We start from the raw sequence: 16738 nt of genomic DNA, 5'->3' as shown, positions 1-16738 counted from the left end.
GTTGGGTAAAGCGACGATTTTGGACGGGTTCCATCGAGACTGCCGAGATGGCCTGGAACCGTGCCGAAATGGCCTGCTTCTTAGCGCCGAAATGGCCTATTTCTAATCGACGAAACACAACGCCAACCTGGATGAGATGCGCGAGGACGATGATTCCCGCGGCGAGCCCTGGTTGTCTTCGGCGCCAGATCAGCGGAAGGGTTTGTACCGTTCCCAGGATGGCCAATGCCCAGCCGTTTCCCGAAATACCAAGACTGACGCCGGCAATGAGGCCGAATACGAGCCAGATTCCGAGTCCCAAAATGAGATCGACCTTGTTTGGATTCTCGCGAATCCACTTGTCTATGGTGCGGTGCGGCGTCATTGATTCCTGCGGTGGCAACGGGGCGGTTTCTTCCATAAATAGCCTACGGTGTGGGAGTGCGGCGTACATCATGCCCAGGCATGAGATTGGACGAATCCCATCGGAGCGTTCACGATATGAGACGGGTTGTTCACATAGTGATACGAGTCGATAAACTCGTTTGTCATGAGCGAATCCTTGAATATTGCCGTCATTCCAGGTGATGGCATTGGTCCTGAAGTAATTGCCGAGGCCGTAAAGGTCCTGAAGAAGGCAACGGAAACCACGGACGTGCATTTGGTGCTGACCAACTACACGCTCGGTGCCGAACACTGGCTGGATACGGGGGAGACCCTTCCGGAGGAAACCCTTGCAGCGCTTCGCAAGCATGACGCCATCCTGTTTGGCGCTGTGGGTGCAGCCCCGGGCGATACTCGCATTCCTTCGGGCCTGATTGAACGCGAGCTGCTGCTGAAGTTGCGCTTCAGCTTGGATCACTTCGTGAACCTGCGCCCGGCCAAGCTGTACCCGGGAGTGCCGAGCCCGTTGGCTGAGCCCGGGGAAGTCGACTTCATTGTTGTCCGCGAGGGCACCGAAGGGCCATACGTGGGCAACGGCGGTGTGCTGCGTGCCGGCACCCCTCACGAAATCGCCACCGAGGTTTCCATCAACACTGCCCACGGCGTCGAGCGAGTTGTCCGAGACGCCTTCCGTCGTGCCAGTGAACGTACCCGTAAGCACGTGACCCTGGTTCACAAGCACAACGTGCTGGTTTTTGCCGGTCACCTATGGCGCCGGACCGTGGAGGCCGTGGCCGTCGAGTTTCCGGACGTCACCCACGATTACCTGCATGTGGATGCCGCAACCATTTTCATGACCACGAATCCCTCTCGCTTTGACGTTATCGTCACCGACAATCTTTTTGGCGATATCCTCACCGATCAGGCTGGCGCCATCACGGGCGGCATCGGCCTGGCGGCATCCGGGAATATCAACATGGACCGTACTGCCCCCTCAATGTTCGAACCCGTTCACGGTTCGGCCCCGGACATTGCCGGCCAGCAAAAGGCGGACCCGACGGCAGCAATCCTCTCGGCTGCCCTTTTGCTCGACCATGTCGGTCTTCCGGAAGCAGCCCGCCGGGTCGAGGAGGCAGTGGAAAGTGATATCGCATCTCGCGATGAAATGACCGATCCGCGGACCACTGCCGAGATCGGCGATGCAATCATTGCCGCACTGGCTTAAGCTGGTGACTAGGTTCATTTAGGAACCAAATCCTAGGGTGGCAAGCCGTTGTCGGCTTGCCACCGCAACACCCTGTCGAAGAGGAAGCCTGACGGCATCATGGAATTCATTGAAGATCTCTCAACTCACCGGAAAAGCGATCAGGAACGCGCCGACATTTTGGCCAACCCAGGTTTTGGGGATTTCTTCACTGACCACACCGCAGTCATCGACTGGTCGGCCGATGGTGAAGGCCCGCAGGGCACCTGGAGCAACGCGCGCATCGAGCCCTACGGCCCCATTGCCATGGATCCGGCAGCCTCCGTCTTGCACTACGGCCAGGAAATCTTTGAGGGCCTGAAGGCATACCGCCACGAAGATGGAAGCGTCTGGAGCTTCCGTCCGCATGCAAATGCTGCCCGCCTGAATCGGTCGGCAGCGAGGTTGGCGTTGCCGCAACTTGATGAGGAAGTCTTCGTTGAATCGCTGCGTCGCCTGGTGACGGCCGACGTCCAGTGGGTTCCCAGTGGCGACGGTGAAGCGCTCTACCTTCGTCCCTTCATGATTGCCACCGAAGCCTTCCTGGGCGTTCGCGCGGCTCGCAAGGTTTCCTATCGAGTCATTGCTTCCCCGGCTGGCAACTACTTCGGTGGTGAACTGAAGCCGGTGGGCATCTGGGTCTCGCACAACTACGCACGCGCTGGACGCGGCGGCACAGGTGCGGCCAAATGCGGGGGCAACTACGCAGCATCGCTGATTGCACAGTTGGAAGCCGAACAAAACGGCTGCAAGCAGGTTCTCTTCCTTGACCCGTTCAACGACGAAGCCGTGGAAGAGCTCGGCGGCATGAACGTCTTCTTCGTGATGAAGGGTGGCAAGCTCGTCACCCCACGCCTCACCGGTACCATCCTTGAAGGCATCACCCGTTCCTCGATCATTCAACTGGCCAAGGACCGCGGGCTCGAGGTCGAGGAACGAACGATCACCCTGGGCGAATGGCGCGAAGGAATTGCCAGCGGGGAGATCCAGGAAGTCTTTGCCTGCGGCACTGCAGCGGTCATCACCCCGATTGGCGTGCTGAAGAACGGCGAGGAGCACATCGGCGATCCGGATGCCCCTGCAGGTGAAGTGACCATGGCCCTCCGCGAGGAATTGCTGGGTATCCAAACCGGTACCGTCGCAGATCGCCACGGCTGGCTGGAACGGCTCGCGTAGGCGCGAAGTACAGGTGATGGGGGTGGGATTCCAAAAGAATCCCACCCCCATCGCGGTTTTAGACGGATGAAGCAGGGCCAAGCTCCATAGGATGGATTCATGCGCATTTTGGTCACCGGCGGCGCCGGCTATATCGGCTCCCACACGGTCTTACTTCTATTGGAAGAGGGCCACGAGGTCCACGTTTACGACAACCTGAGCAATTCCTCGCCAGAGGCCTTGCGGCGGGTAGGGGAACTCACGGGTCACAACGCCCACTTGCACGTAGGTGACCTGCTGGATGAAGCGCGACTCAAGGACGTGTTTGCAACGGCACGGCCGGAGGCCGTCATCCATTTTGCCGGGCTCAAGGCAGTGGGGGAGTCCGTTTCCGAACCCCTGAAGTACTATCGCAACAACGTCACCGGCACGCTCAACCTGCTGGATGCCATGGAAGCCCACGACGTTCGCACATTGGTCTTTAGCTCATCGGCCACCGTCTACGGAGAAACGCTCGAACTGCCGATCACTGAATCAACGGCGTTGTCTGCCACCAATCCGTATGGCCGGACCAAGCTTCACATTGAAGGAATGCTTGATGACCTTGCAGGTTCGGACCAGCGTTGGTCCATTGCGAAGCTTCGCTATTTCAACCCGGTGGGTTCACATGAATCCGGCCGGATAGGCGAGGATCCGCAAGGCATCCCCAACAACCTGATGCCGTACATTGCGCAGGTGGCTGTAGGCGTTCGCGAGCGAGTCAACGTATTCGGGGGAGACTACCCGACGCCGGACGGAACAGGCGTGCGAGACTACATCCATGTTGTGGATCTTGGTGCCGGGCATCTCGCCGCTCTCGAATATCTCCACGAGCATGGCGGATTGCACGCCTGGAACCTGGGCACCGGACACGGCTCCTCGGTGCTTGAGGTCATCCAGGCATTCGCCCGAACTTCTGAACGGGAGATCCCCTACGAGGTCGTGGACCGCCGCCCAGGTGACGTGGCGGCGAGCTACGCCGATCCCACGTTGGCCCGTGAGGAAATCGGCTGGAAGGCCGAACGCGGCCTCGAGCAAATGGTCGAGGACATGTGGCGGTGGCAGTCAAACAATCCCACCGGCTATCCCGAGGACGAACCTGCCGACCAGCATGACGAGGATCAAATCGAAGAAGACGTGGTCAAGCGACAGAAGCAGAAGCGCGCACCCGACTCCAACGAAGCCACTAAGCTATAAACCATGCGTATTGCTCGTTTTGTCGTTGACAGTGACCCCATGTACGGCGTCGTGGAAGAGGACGAGGTCATCGTCATTTCCGGCGACCCCTTCTTCCAAGGAATCAAGCCAACCGGCGTCAAGCACAAGCTTGAGGATGTCCGGTTGCTCGCCCCCATCATTCCCCGTTCCAAGGTGGTGTGCTTCGGTCGTACCTACGCCGACCATGCCGCCGAACTTGGCAACGAAGTGCCAGCAGAACCCCTGATGTTCCTGAAGCCAAACACTTCCGTTGTCGGCTCGGGTGACCCGATCACCTTGCCGTCCTTCTCCGAGGAAATCTCCTACGAGGGAGAGCTCGCGGTTGTCATCGGAAGAATCTGCAAGGACGTTCCCGCCGAAAAGGCCCAAGACGTGGTCTTCGGCTACACCATCGCCAATGACCTGACCGCACGCGATGCCCAGCGGACAGACGGACAATGGGCACGTGCCAAGGGCTGGGATGGCTCATGCCCGCTGGGACCATGGATCCAGACCGAGCTGGACCACGAGGACACCCAGCTGATCACCCGGCTCGATGGAAACGTCGTCCAGGACGGCAACACCTCCGACATGGTCTGGGGTATCAACGACCTGATTGCCTACGCGTCCCAGGCCTTTACCCTGCTACCCGGTGACGTCATACTCACCGGTACCCCGGCCGGCGTCGGTTTGGTGACCGAGGGACAGCGCGTGGACGTGGAGATCGAGGGAATCGGCACCTTGAGCAATCCGTTCCGCCGCTAAATTCCCGGTTGGACCCTTGCAACGCAGTTGGCCCCGGTATCCGGGGCCAACTGCAGTTAAGCTCCCCGACTGCGCGCTTCAGCACTGTGCTGGCGGGTTGACTAGGTGTGGGGACATAGAATGGTCACATCATGACTGATGTATCCCTCATTCCCACTGTGACCGATGAAACCCCCGTCCGCGTACGCTTCTGCCCGTCTCCGACCGGCACACCGCACGTAGGCCTGATTCGCACCGCCCTGTTCAACTGGGCCTATGCGCGCCACACCGGCGGAAAAATGATTTTCCGCATCGAAGACACCGACGCCAAGCGCGACTCGGAGGAAAGCTACCACCAGTTGCTGGACGCCTTGGACTGGCTCGGGATCACCTGGGATGAGGGTGTCAACGTCGGCGGTCCTCACGAACCATACCGCCAGTCCCAGCGCGGGGACATCTACCAGGACGTCATTGCCAAGCTCCGTGCGGGCGGGCATGTCTACGAATCCTTCTCCACCCCCGAGGAAGTCGAAGATCGCCACAAGGCTGCCGGACGGGACCCGAAGCTGGGCTATGACGGCTTCGACCGTAACCTCAGCGAAGAGCAGATTGCCGCCTACCGTGCCGAAGGCCGCGAGCCGGTGTTGCGCGTGCGCATGCCGGACGAAGACCTGACCTTCACCGACCTGGTGCGCGGGGAAATCACCTTCAAGGCCGGCTCCGTCCCGGACTTCGTGGTGGTGCGCGCCAACGGCCAGCCGCTCTACACTCTCGTGAACCCGGTCGACGACGCGCTGATGGGCATTACCCACGTGCTGCGCGGCGAGGACCTCCTCTCCTCGACCCCCCGCCAGATCGCCTTGTACCGCGCCTTGATTGAAATCGGTGTCGCCCAGTACATGCCTCTCTTTGGCCACTTGCCCTACGTGATGGGCCAGGGGAATAAGAAACTTTCGAAGCGCGACCCGGAATCGAGCCTGTTCCTGCACCGGGATCGCGGTTTCATACCCGAGGGACTGCTGAACTACCTGTCCTTGCTTGGCTGGTCCTTGAGCGCCGATGAAGACATCTTCACCCGGGACCAGCTCATTGAGGCTTTCGACGTCCACGACGTGCTCTCGAACCCGGCACGCTTTGACATCAAGAAGGCAGAAGCCATCAACGGCACCCACGTGCGCATGCTGGATGCCGCTGACTTCCGCGAACGCCTGATTCCCTACCTCAGGTTCCAGGGCCTGGTGGGGGAGGAGCTAACGGAACGCCAGCATGAGATCCTTACCGAGGCCGCTCCGCTGGTCCAGGAGCGGATCACGCTGCTAGGCGAGGCGCCCGACATGCTTGAATTCCTCTTCACCGAGGACTCGGCCATTGAGCCTGCCGCCGATGCCTTGAAGGGACTGCCGGAGAACACCGCCGAAGTCCTGGACGCCGGCCTGGCCGCGCTCGAGGCAGCAACGCAGTGGGACGCCGAGACCATCCAGGACGTCTTGAAGTCCTCCCTGGTCGAAGGACTGGGCATCAAGCCGCGCCACGCATTTGGGCCCATTCGCACTGCAGTGTCCGGCAAGCGGATCTCCCCTCCGCTGTTTGAGTCGATGGTGATTCTGGGCAAGGAATCCTCACTCAACCGCGTACGCGCGTTCCGGGCCACCCGGTAAGCAGGAGCAAGCGATAATCGTGGACAACGCGACCAGCGCCCTCAACTCAATTCACGGTGCACGTTCCGTGGCCCGGGTTGAGGGCGTTCTCTTTGACATTGACGACACGCTGGTGGATCTCAACGCCGCCGCAGTCAAGGGATTTCACTTCCTCACCTCCGAAGACTTCAAGGACGTTCCCGGAGGCCTGAGGGAGCATGCGGCGCGGGACTATGCCGATGACGGTGCTGGGGCGTATGAGCGCTACATGGCCGGGGAACTGACATTCCTGGGCCAGCGCGCCGAACGAATCCGGCGCGCCTATGGACTTGTCGGATTGGATGCCCCGCCGGCAGAAGCCCTTGGCGTTTGGAGCGCACGCTACGAAGACGTGGTTCAGGGCATGTGGGCGCCATTCCCCGATGTGCACGACTGCCTTGATGCCCTGGACGCCCTTTCCATTCCCTACGGGGCCGTCAGCAATAACGTGGAAGACTACCAACGCCGCAAATTGGAACTTTCGGGGCTTGGGCGGATCGAAGTTCTCGTGGGCTCGGATACCGCCGGGGCACCGAAGCCGGATCCGCGGCCGTTCCATGCAGGTTGCCGGTTGCTCGGCACCGCCCGCGGCGCAACCCTCTACGTTGGGGACAACCCGGTCAACGATGTGCAGGGTGCCATCGACGCGGGACTGCAGGGAATCCTGCTGGATCGTGCGCCAGATCACAAAACCCGATCGTCCGAAATCCTGCAAAATCTTGGTTCTTTGGCCGCCATAATCACCGGAAACCCGGGGTTTTTGGCCCGTTAGGATCCTAGTGGGCCCCCGATTTGTACTTTCCGCAGATCCGCCGGTATAGTTATTTCTCGTGCTGAGGCGCACGAAAGCTTTCGAAGAGAAAGCCGGAGAGCAAATCAACGCTGTGGGGTATGGTGTAATTGGCAACACACTGGTTTCTGGTACCAACATTCTAGGTTCGAGTCCTGGTACCCCAGCGTCACGGTCTTCGCGAAAGCGAGGACCGGTCTGCGTGGGGGACGAAAGTCCCCACGCAGAGCATACGGCCCCATCGTATAGCGGCCTAGTACGCTGCCCTCTCACGGCGGTAACGCGGGTTCGAATCCCGCTGGGGTCACGATTCATTGGAATCGGACGGTAACAGTCCTAAAACGTTACAGCTATGCGGCCCCATCGTATAGCGGCCTAGTACGCTGCCCTCTCACGGCGGTAACGCGGGTTCGAATCCCGCTGGGGTCACCAGCACAATGGTTCCAAACTTCGGTTTGGGACCATTTGTCGTTAAGACGGGTTTTCCCAAGGTCCCTGGAATTCTTCGGCTAGCTTACGAATAAAAATCCAAAGTGTTTGGCATGATGTAGTGGTGACTACTAGCAATGGCTCTGAACCCCTAGGTTCTCCACCACTCTCGGCCGTGCCAGCCGACATGGAAGCCATCAACCTGCTCACCGGCGTTCGAACGAATCTTGCGGAAAGCATCCTGCCTCTTGAGATTGCAGGCGTTGCCCAGGCACGCGAAAACGCGCGCAGCGCAGTGGAACAACTCGACGACTACATCCTGCCGCGATACCGCAGCCTGGATGCACCGCTGTTGGCCGTGGTGGGCGGCTCAACCGGAGCAGGGAAGTCCACACTGGTCAATGCCCTGGTGGGACACCCTGTCACCCGTGCCGGGGCCATTCGACCCACCACCCGCCAACCAATCCTCCTCCACCACGAGCTGGACCGGGCCTGGCTGGAAAACGACAGGATCCTCCCCGGCCTGCGGCGCATCACCGGAACCGCAGTCAACCGAGACCAACATATTCCTGCGGCGCGGGTTGGTGCCACGCCGGACGCCGCGCTGACCGACTCCATCATCCTGTTGCAAGATGACGCAATCCCACGTGGCTTGGCCATTCTTGATGCTCCCGACGTGGATTCCATCTCGGATGAAAACCGCCGTCTGGCCGGCCAGCTGTTGTCTGCCGCCGACCTCTGGATCTTTGTCACGACCGCCAACCGTTACGCGGACGCCGTACCCTGGAAACTTCTCTCCGAGGCCGCCGGGCGCAATATCACCTTGGCAGTCGTCCTGGACCGCGTACCGGCAGGTCTCGAGGATGAGATCGCCACCGACCTGCGCGGTATGCTCCTGCGCGAAGGGCTGGGCGGCGCCGAGCTTTTCGTGGTTCCGGAATTTGACCTCGACGAGATGGACATGCTGCCTGCCAAAGCGGTTGATCCGCTCAAGGACTGGTTGGGTGAGCTGGCTGCCAATGCCGAATCACGGGCATCGATTGCCCGCCAAACGCTGGCCGGGGTGCTTAGCCAGCTCGCGGATCGCAGCGATGTCATTGCCGTGGCCATGGGAGAGCAGGAGACCAGCGGCAGCCGCCTGGCCCAATACGCCGATGAGGCTTTTGAACAGGCACACGAGGGAATTCTGTCCAGCGTGCAAGACGGAACGCTGTTGCGTGGCGAGGTTTTGGCACGGTGGCAGGACTTCGTAGGCACCGGAGAATTTTTCCGTTCCCTTGAATCCGGCATTGGCCGGCTTAGAGATCGGATCGGTGCCTTTTTTACCGGCAAGCCCAAACCCGTGGACCATGTGGAAGAGGCCATAGAAAGCGGTCTGCATGCCGTGGTGGTCGACCAGGCCGCCAAGGCCAGTGAAACCACTGAAGAGCGCTGGCGGGCCGACCCGGCAGGCAAGGCCCTGGTGGGCACCGCCAATCTCGGTTCACTGTCTCCCGGATTCTCCGACCAGGTGGCAGAGCAGGTGCGCGCCTGGCAAGGGGACCTGATGGAAATCATCCGCACCGAGGGTGCCAACAAACGCATGACCGCACGCATGGTGTCCTTCGGCGTCAACGGAGTCGCCGTGGCACTGATGGTGGTCGTATTCGCCTCCACCGCCGGATTGACGGGACTGGAAGTCGGAATCGCCGGCGGATCGGCCGTGGTCGGGCAGAAGCTGCTCGAGGCGATCTTTGGCGAAGACGCTGTGCGCAGGCTCACCAAGCAGGCAAAGGATTCCCTTGCCGACCGGTGCACGGCCCTGCTGGAGACTGAAAAGCAGCGATTCATCTCCCGCCTGGAAAACATCCCTACCGCACAGGACGCCAAAGTCATGAAACAGAATTCGGCAGCCATCCGCCGACTGGCCCGGGAGCAAGGTGCATGAGCCGCCGACGTCAAACCACCACCGTGAGCCCGCTCGAACGTCGGCTTGAAGCGCTCAAGCTAGCCACCGAACTGGGTACCGACCGCCTTGAGCCTGCGGTGAGCGATGCTTCGTGGCAAGTGCTGGAGCGGGCTTCAACCCGCAGAACACTCTCCGCGGAGCATACGGTGGTCGGATTTTTCGGAGCGACGGGCAGTGGAAAGTCGTCCTTGTTCAATGCGATCGTGCGACAGGACCTCGCACGGACCGCCGCAACCCGGCCGACCACCAGTCAGCCAATGGCAGGAGTCTGGGGAGGCCCAGGATCCGAACCGTTGCTTGATTGGCTGGGCGTGCAGGAACGCCACCTCATTGACACGCCCTTGCGACTGGAAAAGAAGGGCCTCTTTGGATCGGAGAAGGAAGCCAGCGGCCTGATCCTTTTGGACCTACCGGACTTTGACTCCACCGTTGCGGCCAATCGCGAGATCGCCACCAAGCTCGCAGGCCAGGTCGACGTCTTGATTTGGGTGCTCGATCCCCAAAAGTATGCGGACGCGGCTGTCCACCATGATTTCATCAGGCCTCTGGCTACCCATGGCTCGGTCACCTTGGTGGTCCTGAACCAAATTGACAAGCTGAAGGAAAACCAGCGGGAGCCCGTGATGGATTCGTTGCGCTCCATCCTTCTGGCAGACGGCCTGGCAAGTCCACGCATACTTGGCGTCTCGGCGCTTACCGGCGAGGGCCTGGATGCCCTGCGACAGGAGATTGCCCGGGTGGTCACCGAACGTGGTGCCGCGACAAATCGACTTACCGCCGACGTCGCCACCATCGCGGGCCGGATGGCGGAGGGATCTCGGGAAGAGGAACTCAAGCTGCCCGGGGAGCCTGCCAAGAAGGCATTGACCGTGGAGCTGGCCGCGGCCGCTGGTGTGAATACGGTGGTGGATGCCGTACGCACCTCCTATCGGATGGACGCCCACAAGAAGACCGGCTGGCCACTGACCCGATGGCTGGCCAAGGTCCGACCCGACCCTTTGCGCCGGCTCAACCTCAAGAGCGCTGATGTAAACCCCAAGCTCAATCGCACGTCCCTTCCTGCCCCAGGTGCCGCGCAGCGGGCCCAAGCCGATTCCGCGGTTCGGCGATACGCGGACCAGGCAAGCGCCGGAGCGCCAGAAGCCTGGCAGGGATCGATCCGCCGGGCGGCGCGCGCCGGTGAGGCAAAGCTTCCCGACGAGTTGGACCAGGCCATTGCCAACACCGGTATCGGTGCCACCAAGGGGTCCTGGTGGTGGCCGATTGTCTCCGTCATCCAGTGGATATCATTGGTCACGGCCCTTGCGGGCGCGCTCTGGCTTGGCGCCCTGTTCGGTGCGCAGTACCTACAATTCACCTTGCCCGAGGTTCCAAAGGTCGAAGGCCTCCCTGTCCCCACATTGATGCTCGTCATTGGCATATTATTGGGCATTGTCTTGGGGCTGGCCACAGGGCTGATCGCCCGCATCGGCGCTGCGGGACGCGCCCGCAAGGCCCGACGAGCGCTGCATGCTTCGGTCGGTGCCGTCGCGGAGCGCTCGGTCATTGAGCCGGTGGGCGCGGAAATCACCAGACACAATCATTTCATTGGAGCCTTGCAACGTGCCCGCAGCTGATCTCATGACCGTAGGAAGCCTTGGAGAAAGCGGGCTTCTGAAAAGGATCCTGCCGCGGTTGCAGGGGGCTCCGGCGTTGCTCGGCCCAGGTGACGATGCGGCCTTGATTGCGGCCCCCGGTGGAAAGTTTGTCATCACTGTTGACACGCTCGTGGAAAACCAGGACTTCAGGTTGAGCTGGCCCAGTGGATTTCGGAGCAGCGGGTTCGACGTCGGATGGAAGTCCGCCGCCCAAAACCTCTCCGATGTGAATGCAATGGGTGCCATTGCGACGTCGGCAGTGATTTCGCTGACGCTGCCACACTCCACCCCCATATCCTGGGTGGAGGATTTGGCCGATGGATTCAGCTCTGCCGTGCGTGAACTGGGAGCCTGCGAGTGCGCCATCGGCGGGGGAGACCTGGGCAGGGGAAGCGAACTGTCCATTACGGCGGCAGTCACCGGCGCCCTTGCCACAGACCGTGCGGTCCTTCGCAGCGGTGCGAGGCCCGGGGATGTGGTGGCGGTTGGCGGCGTCCTGGGCGTAGCTGCGGCCGGCCTGGCACTCATGGACTCATCGGTTTCGCACGTGGAATGGACTGAAGATGAAAAGGTTCTTGTCCTTGGCCAACGGCGGCCTACCCCGCCACTGGCGGCTGGGCCCGGTGCTGCCCGCGCCGGAGCTTCGGCCATGATGGACCTTTCCGACGGGTTGCTCAAGGATGGTCGTCGCATGGCCATTGCCAGTGGAGTTGCCATTGATTTCGATACCCGTTCTCTGCAGGCCGACGCGCTACGGCTGTCCCGGGCTGCCGCAAGGCTGGGCAGGGATGCGATGGACTGGGTCCTCGGAGGAGGGGAAGACCACGGGCTATTGGCCACGTTCCCGAAGGTTGAGGATTTGCCCGAAGGTTTCCGGGCCGTGGGCATGGTCAGGAAGTCCATTGGCGGCGAGCCGGGCGGGGAAGTTCTCCTGGACGGCAGGAAAGCGGATTCCGCCAAGGGATTTGACCACTTCGAAGGCTAAGGCGCTGCTAATCCGATGTTCACGGTTAACTCCCCAAACCGGGTTGCCGGAGCGTTCGGTGAAAACGATCTTCCCTTAGTCCCCGGTTTTGCGCAGTGCCTCGGTCAGGGCATTGGCGGTTTGCACGACGACTTCCTGGTGGGCCTTGCCGGGCTGTCGTGAGAGACGTTCAATGGGCCCCGACATTGACACTGCCGCGATGACACGTCCGGAAGGTCCACGCACGGGAGCAGATACCGAGGCAACCCCGGGTTCGCGTTCGCCCAGGCTTTGGGCCCAGCCCCGTCGCCTGACTCCTGCCAGGATGGTGGGAGTGAAGCGTGCGCCATGCAATCCATCCAACAGCCGTTCGTGGTCTTCCCATGCCAAAAGGACCTGCGCGGCCGAACCTGCCTTCATCGACAGTTGGGTTCCGACAGGAATCGTGTCGCGGAGGCCCACCGGCCTTTCGGCGGAGGCCACGCACACGCGGTAGTCGCCCTGCCGACGAAACACCTGGGTGCTTTCCCCGGTGGAATCCCGCAATTGGATCAGCAGCGGACCAGCTGCGGCTATGAGTCGGTCTTCGCCCGCCGCTGAGGCGAGTTCCACGAGGCGGCCGCCCAGGACGAAGCGTCCATGGATGTCCTTGCCGACAAGACGATGGTGCACGAGTGCCTGGGCCAGACGGTGCACTGTTGGCCGTGAGATCTTAGTCAGGGAGACCAATTGGGCAAGGGAGGTTGGCCCGGCCTCAAGGGCATTGAGGATGAGGGCCGCTTTGTCGATGACGCCAACGCCACTTGATGTGTCCATAGTTTGATATTGCTATCTCACTATTTGAGATGCAAATCCGCTTACTGGATATTACGGGCGCGTGGGTGGAACAGTTAAGACATAGGACTTTTATCAAGTGAGGGAGTCGGTTATGGCCGCACACCAGGCAGCACAGACGCTGGCCGAAAAAGTATGGAACGCACACGTCGTTCGCAAGGGCGAGGGAGCAGGCGGTGCGCGCCAGCCGGACCTGATCTACATTGACCTGCACCTGATCCATGAGGTGACATCCCCGCAGGCCTTCGAGGGTCTTCGTTTGGCGGGGCGTCCCCTGCGCCGCCCCGACCTGACGATTGCCACCGAGGACCACAACACCCCGACGCTGGAAATCGACAAGCCGATTGCGGATCTGACCAGCCGCACGCAGATCGAGACCCTGCGCAAGAACTGCGCCGAGTTCGGAGTTCGCCTGCACTCGCTGGGCGACAAGGAGCAGGGCATCGTTCACGTGGTTGGCCCGCAGCTTGGCCTGACCCAGCCGGGCATGACCGTGGTTTGTGGTGATTCCCACACCTCGACCCATGGTGCGTTCGGGGCTCTGGCCTTCGGCATCGGCACCTCCGAGGTCGAGCACGTCATGGCGACGCAGTCCCTTTCCTTGAAGCCATTCAAGACCATGGCCATCAACGTCGAGGGCACCCTGAAGCCGGGTGTGACGGCAAAGGACATCATCCTTGCGGTCATTGCCAAGATCGGCACCGGCGGCGGACAGGGCTACGTGCTGGAATACCGTGGCTCGGCAATCCGTTCGCTGTCCATGGATGCCCGCATGACCATCTGCAACATGTCGATCGAGGCCGGTGCCCGTGCCGGCATGATCGCACCGGATGCAATCACCTACGAATACATCAATGGGCGCCCGCACGCGCCACAGGGTGCCGACTGGGATGCGGCTGTTGCCGAATGGGACACGCTCGCCACGGACGAAGGCGCGACCTTTGACTCGGAGGTGTTCCTCGATGCGAACGACTTGGAGCCCTTCGTCACCTGGGGCACCAACCCCGGACAAGGGATTTCGCTTTCCGGCAAGGTTCCCGCCCCCGAGGACTTTGACGACGAAAATGCGCGTGCAGCCTGCGAACGGGCGCTCGAATACATGGGCCTGGAAGCCGGAACGCCCATGAAGGACATTCGTGTGAACACGGTGTTCCTGGGTTCGTGCACCAATAGCCGCATGGAAGACCTGCGCGCCGCCGCCAGCATCATCCAGGGGCAGGAAAAGGATGCAGATATCCGCATGATCGTGGTGCCGGGTTCTGCCCGGGTCCGCTTGGAAGCCGAAGCCGAAGGTCTTGACAAGATCTTCAAGGACTTTGGTGCCGAATGGCGATTCGCCGGCTGCTCCATGTGCCTGGGCATGAACCCGGACCAACTTGCAGAGGGCGAGCGCTGTGCCTCCACCTCGAACCGCAACTTCGAGGGACGCCAGGGCAAGGGTGGCCGCACCCACCTGGTCTCGCCATTGGTTGCCGCAGCAACCGCGATCCGCGGGACCCTTTCCTCGCCCTCGGATCTCGCGACCTCTTCCTCCGCCGCAAAAGTAGCCTAAGGATTCATCATGGAGAAAATAAACACCCATACCGGAATCGGCGTTCCGCTGCGCCAAAGCAACGTGGACACCGACCAGATCATCCCGGCCGTCTACCTCAAGCGCATCACCCGCACCGGGTTCGAGGATGCCCTCTTTGCGGGATGGCGCAAGAACAAGGATTTCATCCTTAACCAGGAACCGTTCTCCAAGGGCTCGGTCCTGGTGGCGGGACCCGACTTCGGTACCGGTTCCTCGCGCGAACATGCCGTCTGGGCCCTGAAGGATTACGGTTTCAAGGCAGTCCTTTCCTCGCGTTTTGCCGACATCTTCCGTGGCAACTCGGGCAAGCAGGGTCTGGTTGCCGCCGAGGTGGCACAGAGCGACATCGAGTTGATCTGGAAGGAAATCGAGAACCACCCCGGCACGGAAGTGACAGTGGACCTCGAAGCCCGGACTGTCACGTGCGGATCCATCATTGCGCCGTTCGAGATTGATGACTACACGCGCTGGCGCCTCATGGAAGGTCTTGATGACATCGGATTGACCCTCCAGCACGAGGCAGACATCACGGCTTATGAATCGCAGCGTCCGGCCTTCAAGCCCACCACGCTTCCGGCCCGCTATTCCTAGCCTTAGCTGACCGCTTAACACCGCTGCCCAGCCCCTCGGTTACTGCTACTCACCCCGGAATTCCGGGGGATTCAACGACCGAGGTGGCTGGCGGCGCGACCAGCGTTACATTTTCGATACAGCCCTCGGCAATGCCGGGGGCTGTATGCTTGCTTAGTCTTCCCTTCGGATTCGAAGGCCAAACAATTTCTGGTGAGGTACTCAAGTTCATGGCGAAAGTCCTAACGATTCATGGTGGCGTGCCACTCAAGGGAAAAGTGACCGTCAGGGGTGCCAAGAACCTGGTTCCCAAGGCCATGGTTGCGGCCCTTCTGGGTGATTCGCCCTCTGTCTTGCGCAACGTCCCGGAGATCAAGGACGTCGCAGTTGTCACCAGCCTGCTGAAGATCCACGGCGTCACCGTCACCAAGGATGAAGCCACCGGCGACCTGACCATGGACCCCAGTGGCACCAAGACGGCCACCAGCAATGAGATCGATACGCACGCCGGCGACTCACGCATCCCCATCCTCTTTTGCGGCCCCCTGCTTCACAGCCTGGGCGAGGCCCTGATTCCCAACCTTGGCGGTTGCAAGATCGGTGACCGCCCGATTGATTTCCACTTGGACGTGCTGCGCCACTTCGGTGCCGTAATCGACAAGGCCGGACCCCTCGGGACCAGCATTCGCGCACCCCACGGCCTGACCGGCGCCAAGATTTCCCTGCCCTACCCGAGTGTTGGCGCCACCGAGCAGGTGCTGCTGACCGCCGTGCGCGCCAAGGGGACCACCGAGGTCGAGAACGCTGCCATCGAGCCCGAAATCCTCGATCTTATTTCCCTGCTTCAAAAAATGGGTGCCATCATCACGGTTGGCCGTGACCGGGTCATTCGCATCATCGGTGTCGACCGCCTGAACGGCTACAACCACAAGGCGTTGCCGGACCGCAACGAATCCGCATCCTGGGCCTCCGCCGCCCTGGTCACCAATGGAGACATCTACGTCGAGGGAGCAGCCCAGCGCGACCTGACCGCTTTCCTTCACACCTACCGCCAAATCGGCGGCGAGTTTGAGGTCACCGACGGGGGAATCCGCTTCTTCCACCCGGGCGGGGAGCTCAAGCCATTGATCCTTGAAACAGACGTCCACCCCGGATTCATGACCGACTGGCAGCAGCCCCTGGTCGTTGCCTTGACCCAGGCCTCCGGCGTTTCCATCATCCACGAAACCGTGTATGAAAACCGTTTCGGTTTCACCAACGCCCTGGTGGAAATGGGAGCCAAGGTTCAGCTCCACAGCGAATGCCTGGGAGCCATCCCGTGCCGCTTTGGCCAGCGCAACTTCCAGCATTCAGCCGTCATCACCGGACCCACCCCGCTGGTCGGTGCGGACATCGACATCCCGGACCTGCGCGGAGGATTCTCCCACCTGATCGCGGCACTCGCCGCCGAGGGCACCAGCCGCGTCACCGGGATCGAACTGATCAACCGTGGCTACGAGAAGTTCATGGACAAGCTCACTGACTTGGGTGCGCGCGTCGAGATGAACGAAATCGCCTGATCCGCATAGGCTGACCT

The 16738-nt window shown here is 61.2% G+C and carries 13 protein-coding genes, 3 tRNA genes and 1 pseudogene; 15 read left to right on the top strand and 2 right to left on the bottom strand.

All coding sequences use genetic code 11. The features are described 5' to 3' along the window. A pseudogene (locus tag OIU93_RS09330) lies at positions 1–400 on the bottom strand (hypothetical protein); the annotation flags it as partial. Positions 401–529: 129 nt separating this feature from the next. Between OIU93_RS09330 and OIU93_RS09325 the strand changes: the two are divergent. From OIU93_RS09325 to thiL, 12 genes are all read left to right on the top strand, one after another. Continuing rightward, positions 530–1588, top strand: a complete 1059-nt coding sequence (locus OIU93_RS09325; RefSeq protein ID WP_264269805.1) for a 3-isopropylmalate dehydrogenase — start codon at positions 530–532, stop codon at positions 1586–1588. Between the two features lie 99 nt (positions 1589–1687). Next, on the top strand, positions 1688–2782 hold the full coding sequence (locus OIU93_RS09320) for a branched-chain amino acid aminotransferase (protein ID WP_264269804.1): 1095 nt from the start codon (positions 1688–1690) through the stop codon (positions 2780–2782). A 99-nt stretch (positions 2783–2881) separates the two neighbouring features. Further along, a complete protein-coding gene (galE, locus tag OIU93_RS09315) occupies positions 2882–3997 on the top strand; it encodes a UDP-glucose 4-epimerase GalE (RefSeq protein WP_264269803.1) in 1116 nt (371 codons plus the stop codon). Positions 3998–4000: 3 nt separating this feature from the next. Continuing rightward, positions 4001–4762 carry a fumarylacetoacetate hydrolase family protein gene (locus OIU93_RS09310; RefSeq protein WP_264269802.1) on the top strand — a complete coding sequence of 254 codons (762 nt, stop codon included), beginning with the start codon at positions 4001–4003 and terminating at the stop codon, positions 4760–4762. Positions 4763–4893: 131 nt separating this feature from the next. Further along, positions 4894–6399 (top strand): glutamate--tRNA ligase, encoded by a 1506-nt coding sequence (gene gltX / locus OIU93_RS09305; RefSeq protein WP_264269801.1) that lies wholly within the window; start codon positions 4894–4896, stop codon positions 6397–6399. Between the two features lie 19 nt (positions 6400–6418). Further along, complete coding sequence (locus OIU93_RS09300) at positions 6419–7189, top strand: HAD family hydrolase (protein WP_264269800.1); 771 nt, start codon at positions 6419–6421, stop codon at positions 7187–7189. A 113-nt stretch (positions 7190–7302) separates the two neighbouring features. Then, positions 7303–7374: transfer RNA gene (locus tag OIU93_RS09295), tRNA-Gln, on the top strand. Between the two features lie 67 nt (positions 7375–7441). After that, positions 7442–7514, top strand: a tRNA-Glu gene (locus OIU93_RS09290). Between the two features lie 49 nt (positions 7515–7563). Then, a tRNA-Glu gene (locus OIU93_RS09285) sits at positions 7564–7639 on the top strand. Between the two features lie 184 nt (positions 7640–7823). Further along, entirely contained in the window at positions 7824–9563 is a 1740-nt protein-coding gene (locus OIU93_RS09280) for a dynamin family protein (RefSeq protein WP_264269813.1), read from the top strand. Continuing rightward, positions 9560–11200, top strand: coding sequence for a GTPase (locus tag OIU93_RS09275; protein WP_264269799.1), 1641 nt, complete (start codon positions 9560–9562; stop codon positions 11198–11200). Before OIU93_RS09280 ends, OIU93_RS09275 begins: the two co-directional genes overlap by 4 nt. A gap of 4 nt (positions 11201–11204) precedes the next feature. Next, the gene (gene thiL, locus OIU93_RS09270; RefSeq protein WP_264269798.1) at positions 11205–12206 is read left to right on the top strand and encodes a thiamine-phosphate kinase; all 1002 of its coding nucleotides are present in this window, start codon (positions 11205–11207) and stop codon (positions 12204–12206) included. 75 nt (positions 12207–12281) lie between these two features. Here the strand turns inward: thiL and OIU93_RS09265 are convergent, their stop codons facing one another. After that, a complete protein-coding gene (locus OIU93_RS09265) occupies positions 12282–13001 on the bottom strand; it encodes an IclR family transcriptional regulator (RefSeq protein ID WP_264269797.1) in 720 nt (239 codons plus the stop codon). Positions 13002–13113: 112 nt separating this feature from the next. On the opposite strand from OIU93_RS09265, the gene leuC reads away from it, so the two are divergent. The 3 genes from leuC to murA all read left to right on the top strand — a co-directional run bounded on the left by leuC (position 13114) and on the right by murA (position 16721). Continuing rightward, positions 13114–14571 carry a 3-isopropylmalate dehydratase large subunit gene (gene leuC / locus OIU93_RS09260; protein ID WP_264269796.1) on the top strand — a complete coding sequence of 486 codons (1458 nt, stop codon included), beginning with the start codon at positions 13114–13116 and terminating at the stop codon, positions 14569–14571. A 9-nt stretch (positions 14572–14580) separates the two neighbouring features. After that, complete coding sequence (gene leuD, locus OIU93_RS09255) at positions 14581–15183, top strand: 3-isopropylmalate dehydratase small subunit (RefSeq protein WP_264269795.1); 603 nt, start codon at positions 14581–14583, stop codon at positions 15181–15183. Positions 15184–15392: 209 nt separating this feature from the next. Further along, entirely contained in the window at positions 15393–16721 is a 1329-nt protein-coding gene (gene murA / locus OIU93_RS09250) for a UDP-N-acetylglucosamine 1-carboxyvinyltransferase (protein WP_264269794.1), read from the top strand. The last annotated feature ends 17 nt before the right edge of the window (positions 16722–16738 follow it).

Origin of the sequence: Paeniglutamicibacter sp. ZC-3 (assembly GCF_025847175.2) — a bacterium.
Taxonomy (GTDB): Bacteria; Actinomycetota; Actinomycetes; order Actinomycetales; family Micrococcaceae; genus Paeniglutamicibacter; species Paeniglutamicibacter sulfureus.
The sequence above is the reverse complement of the archived record's forward strand: the minus strand, read 5'-3'. Positions and strand labels throughout refer to the sequence as shown.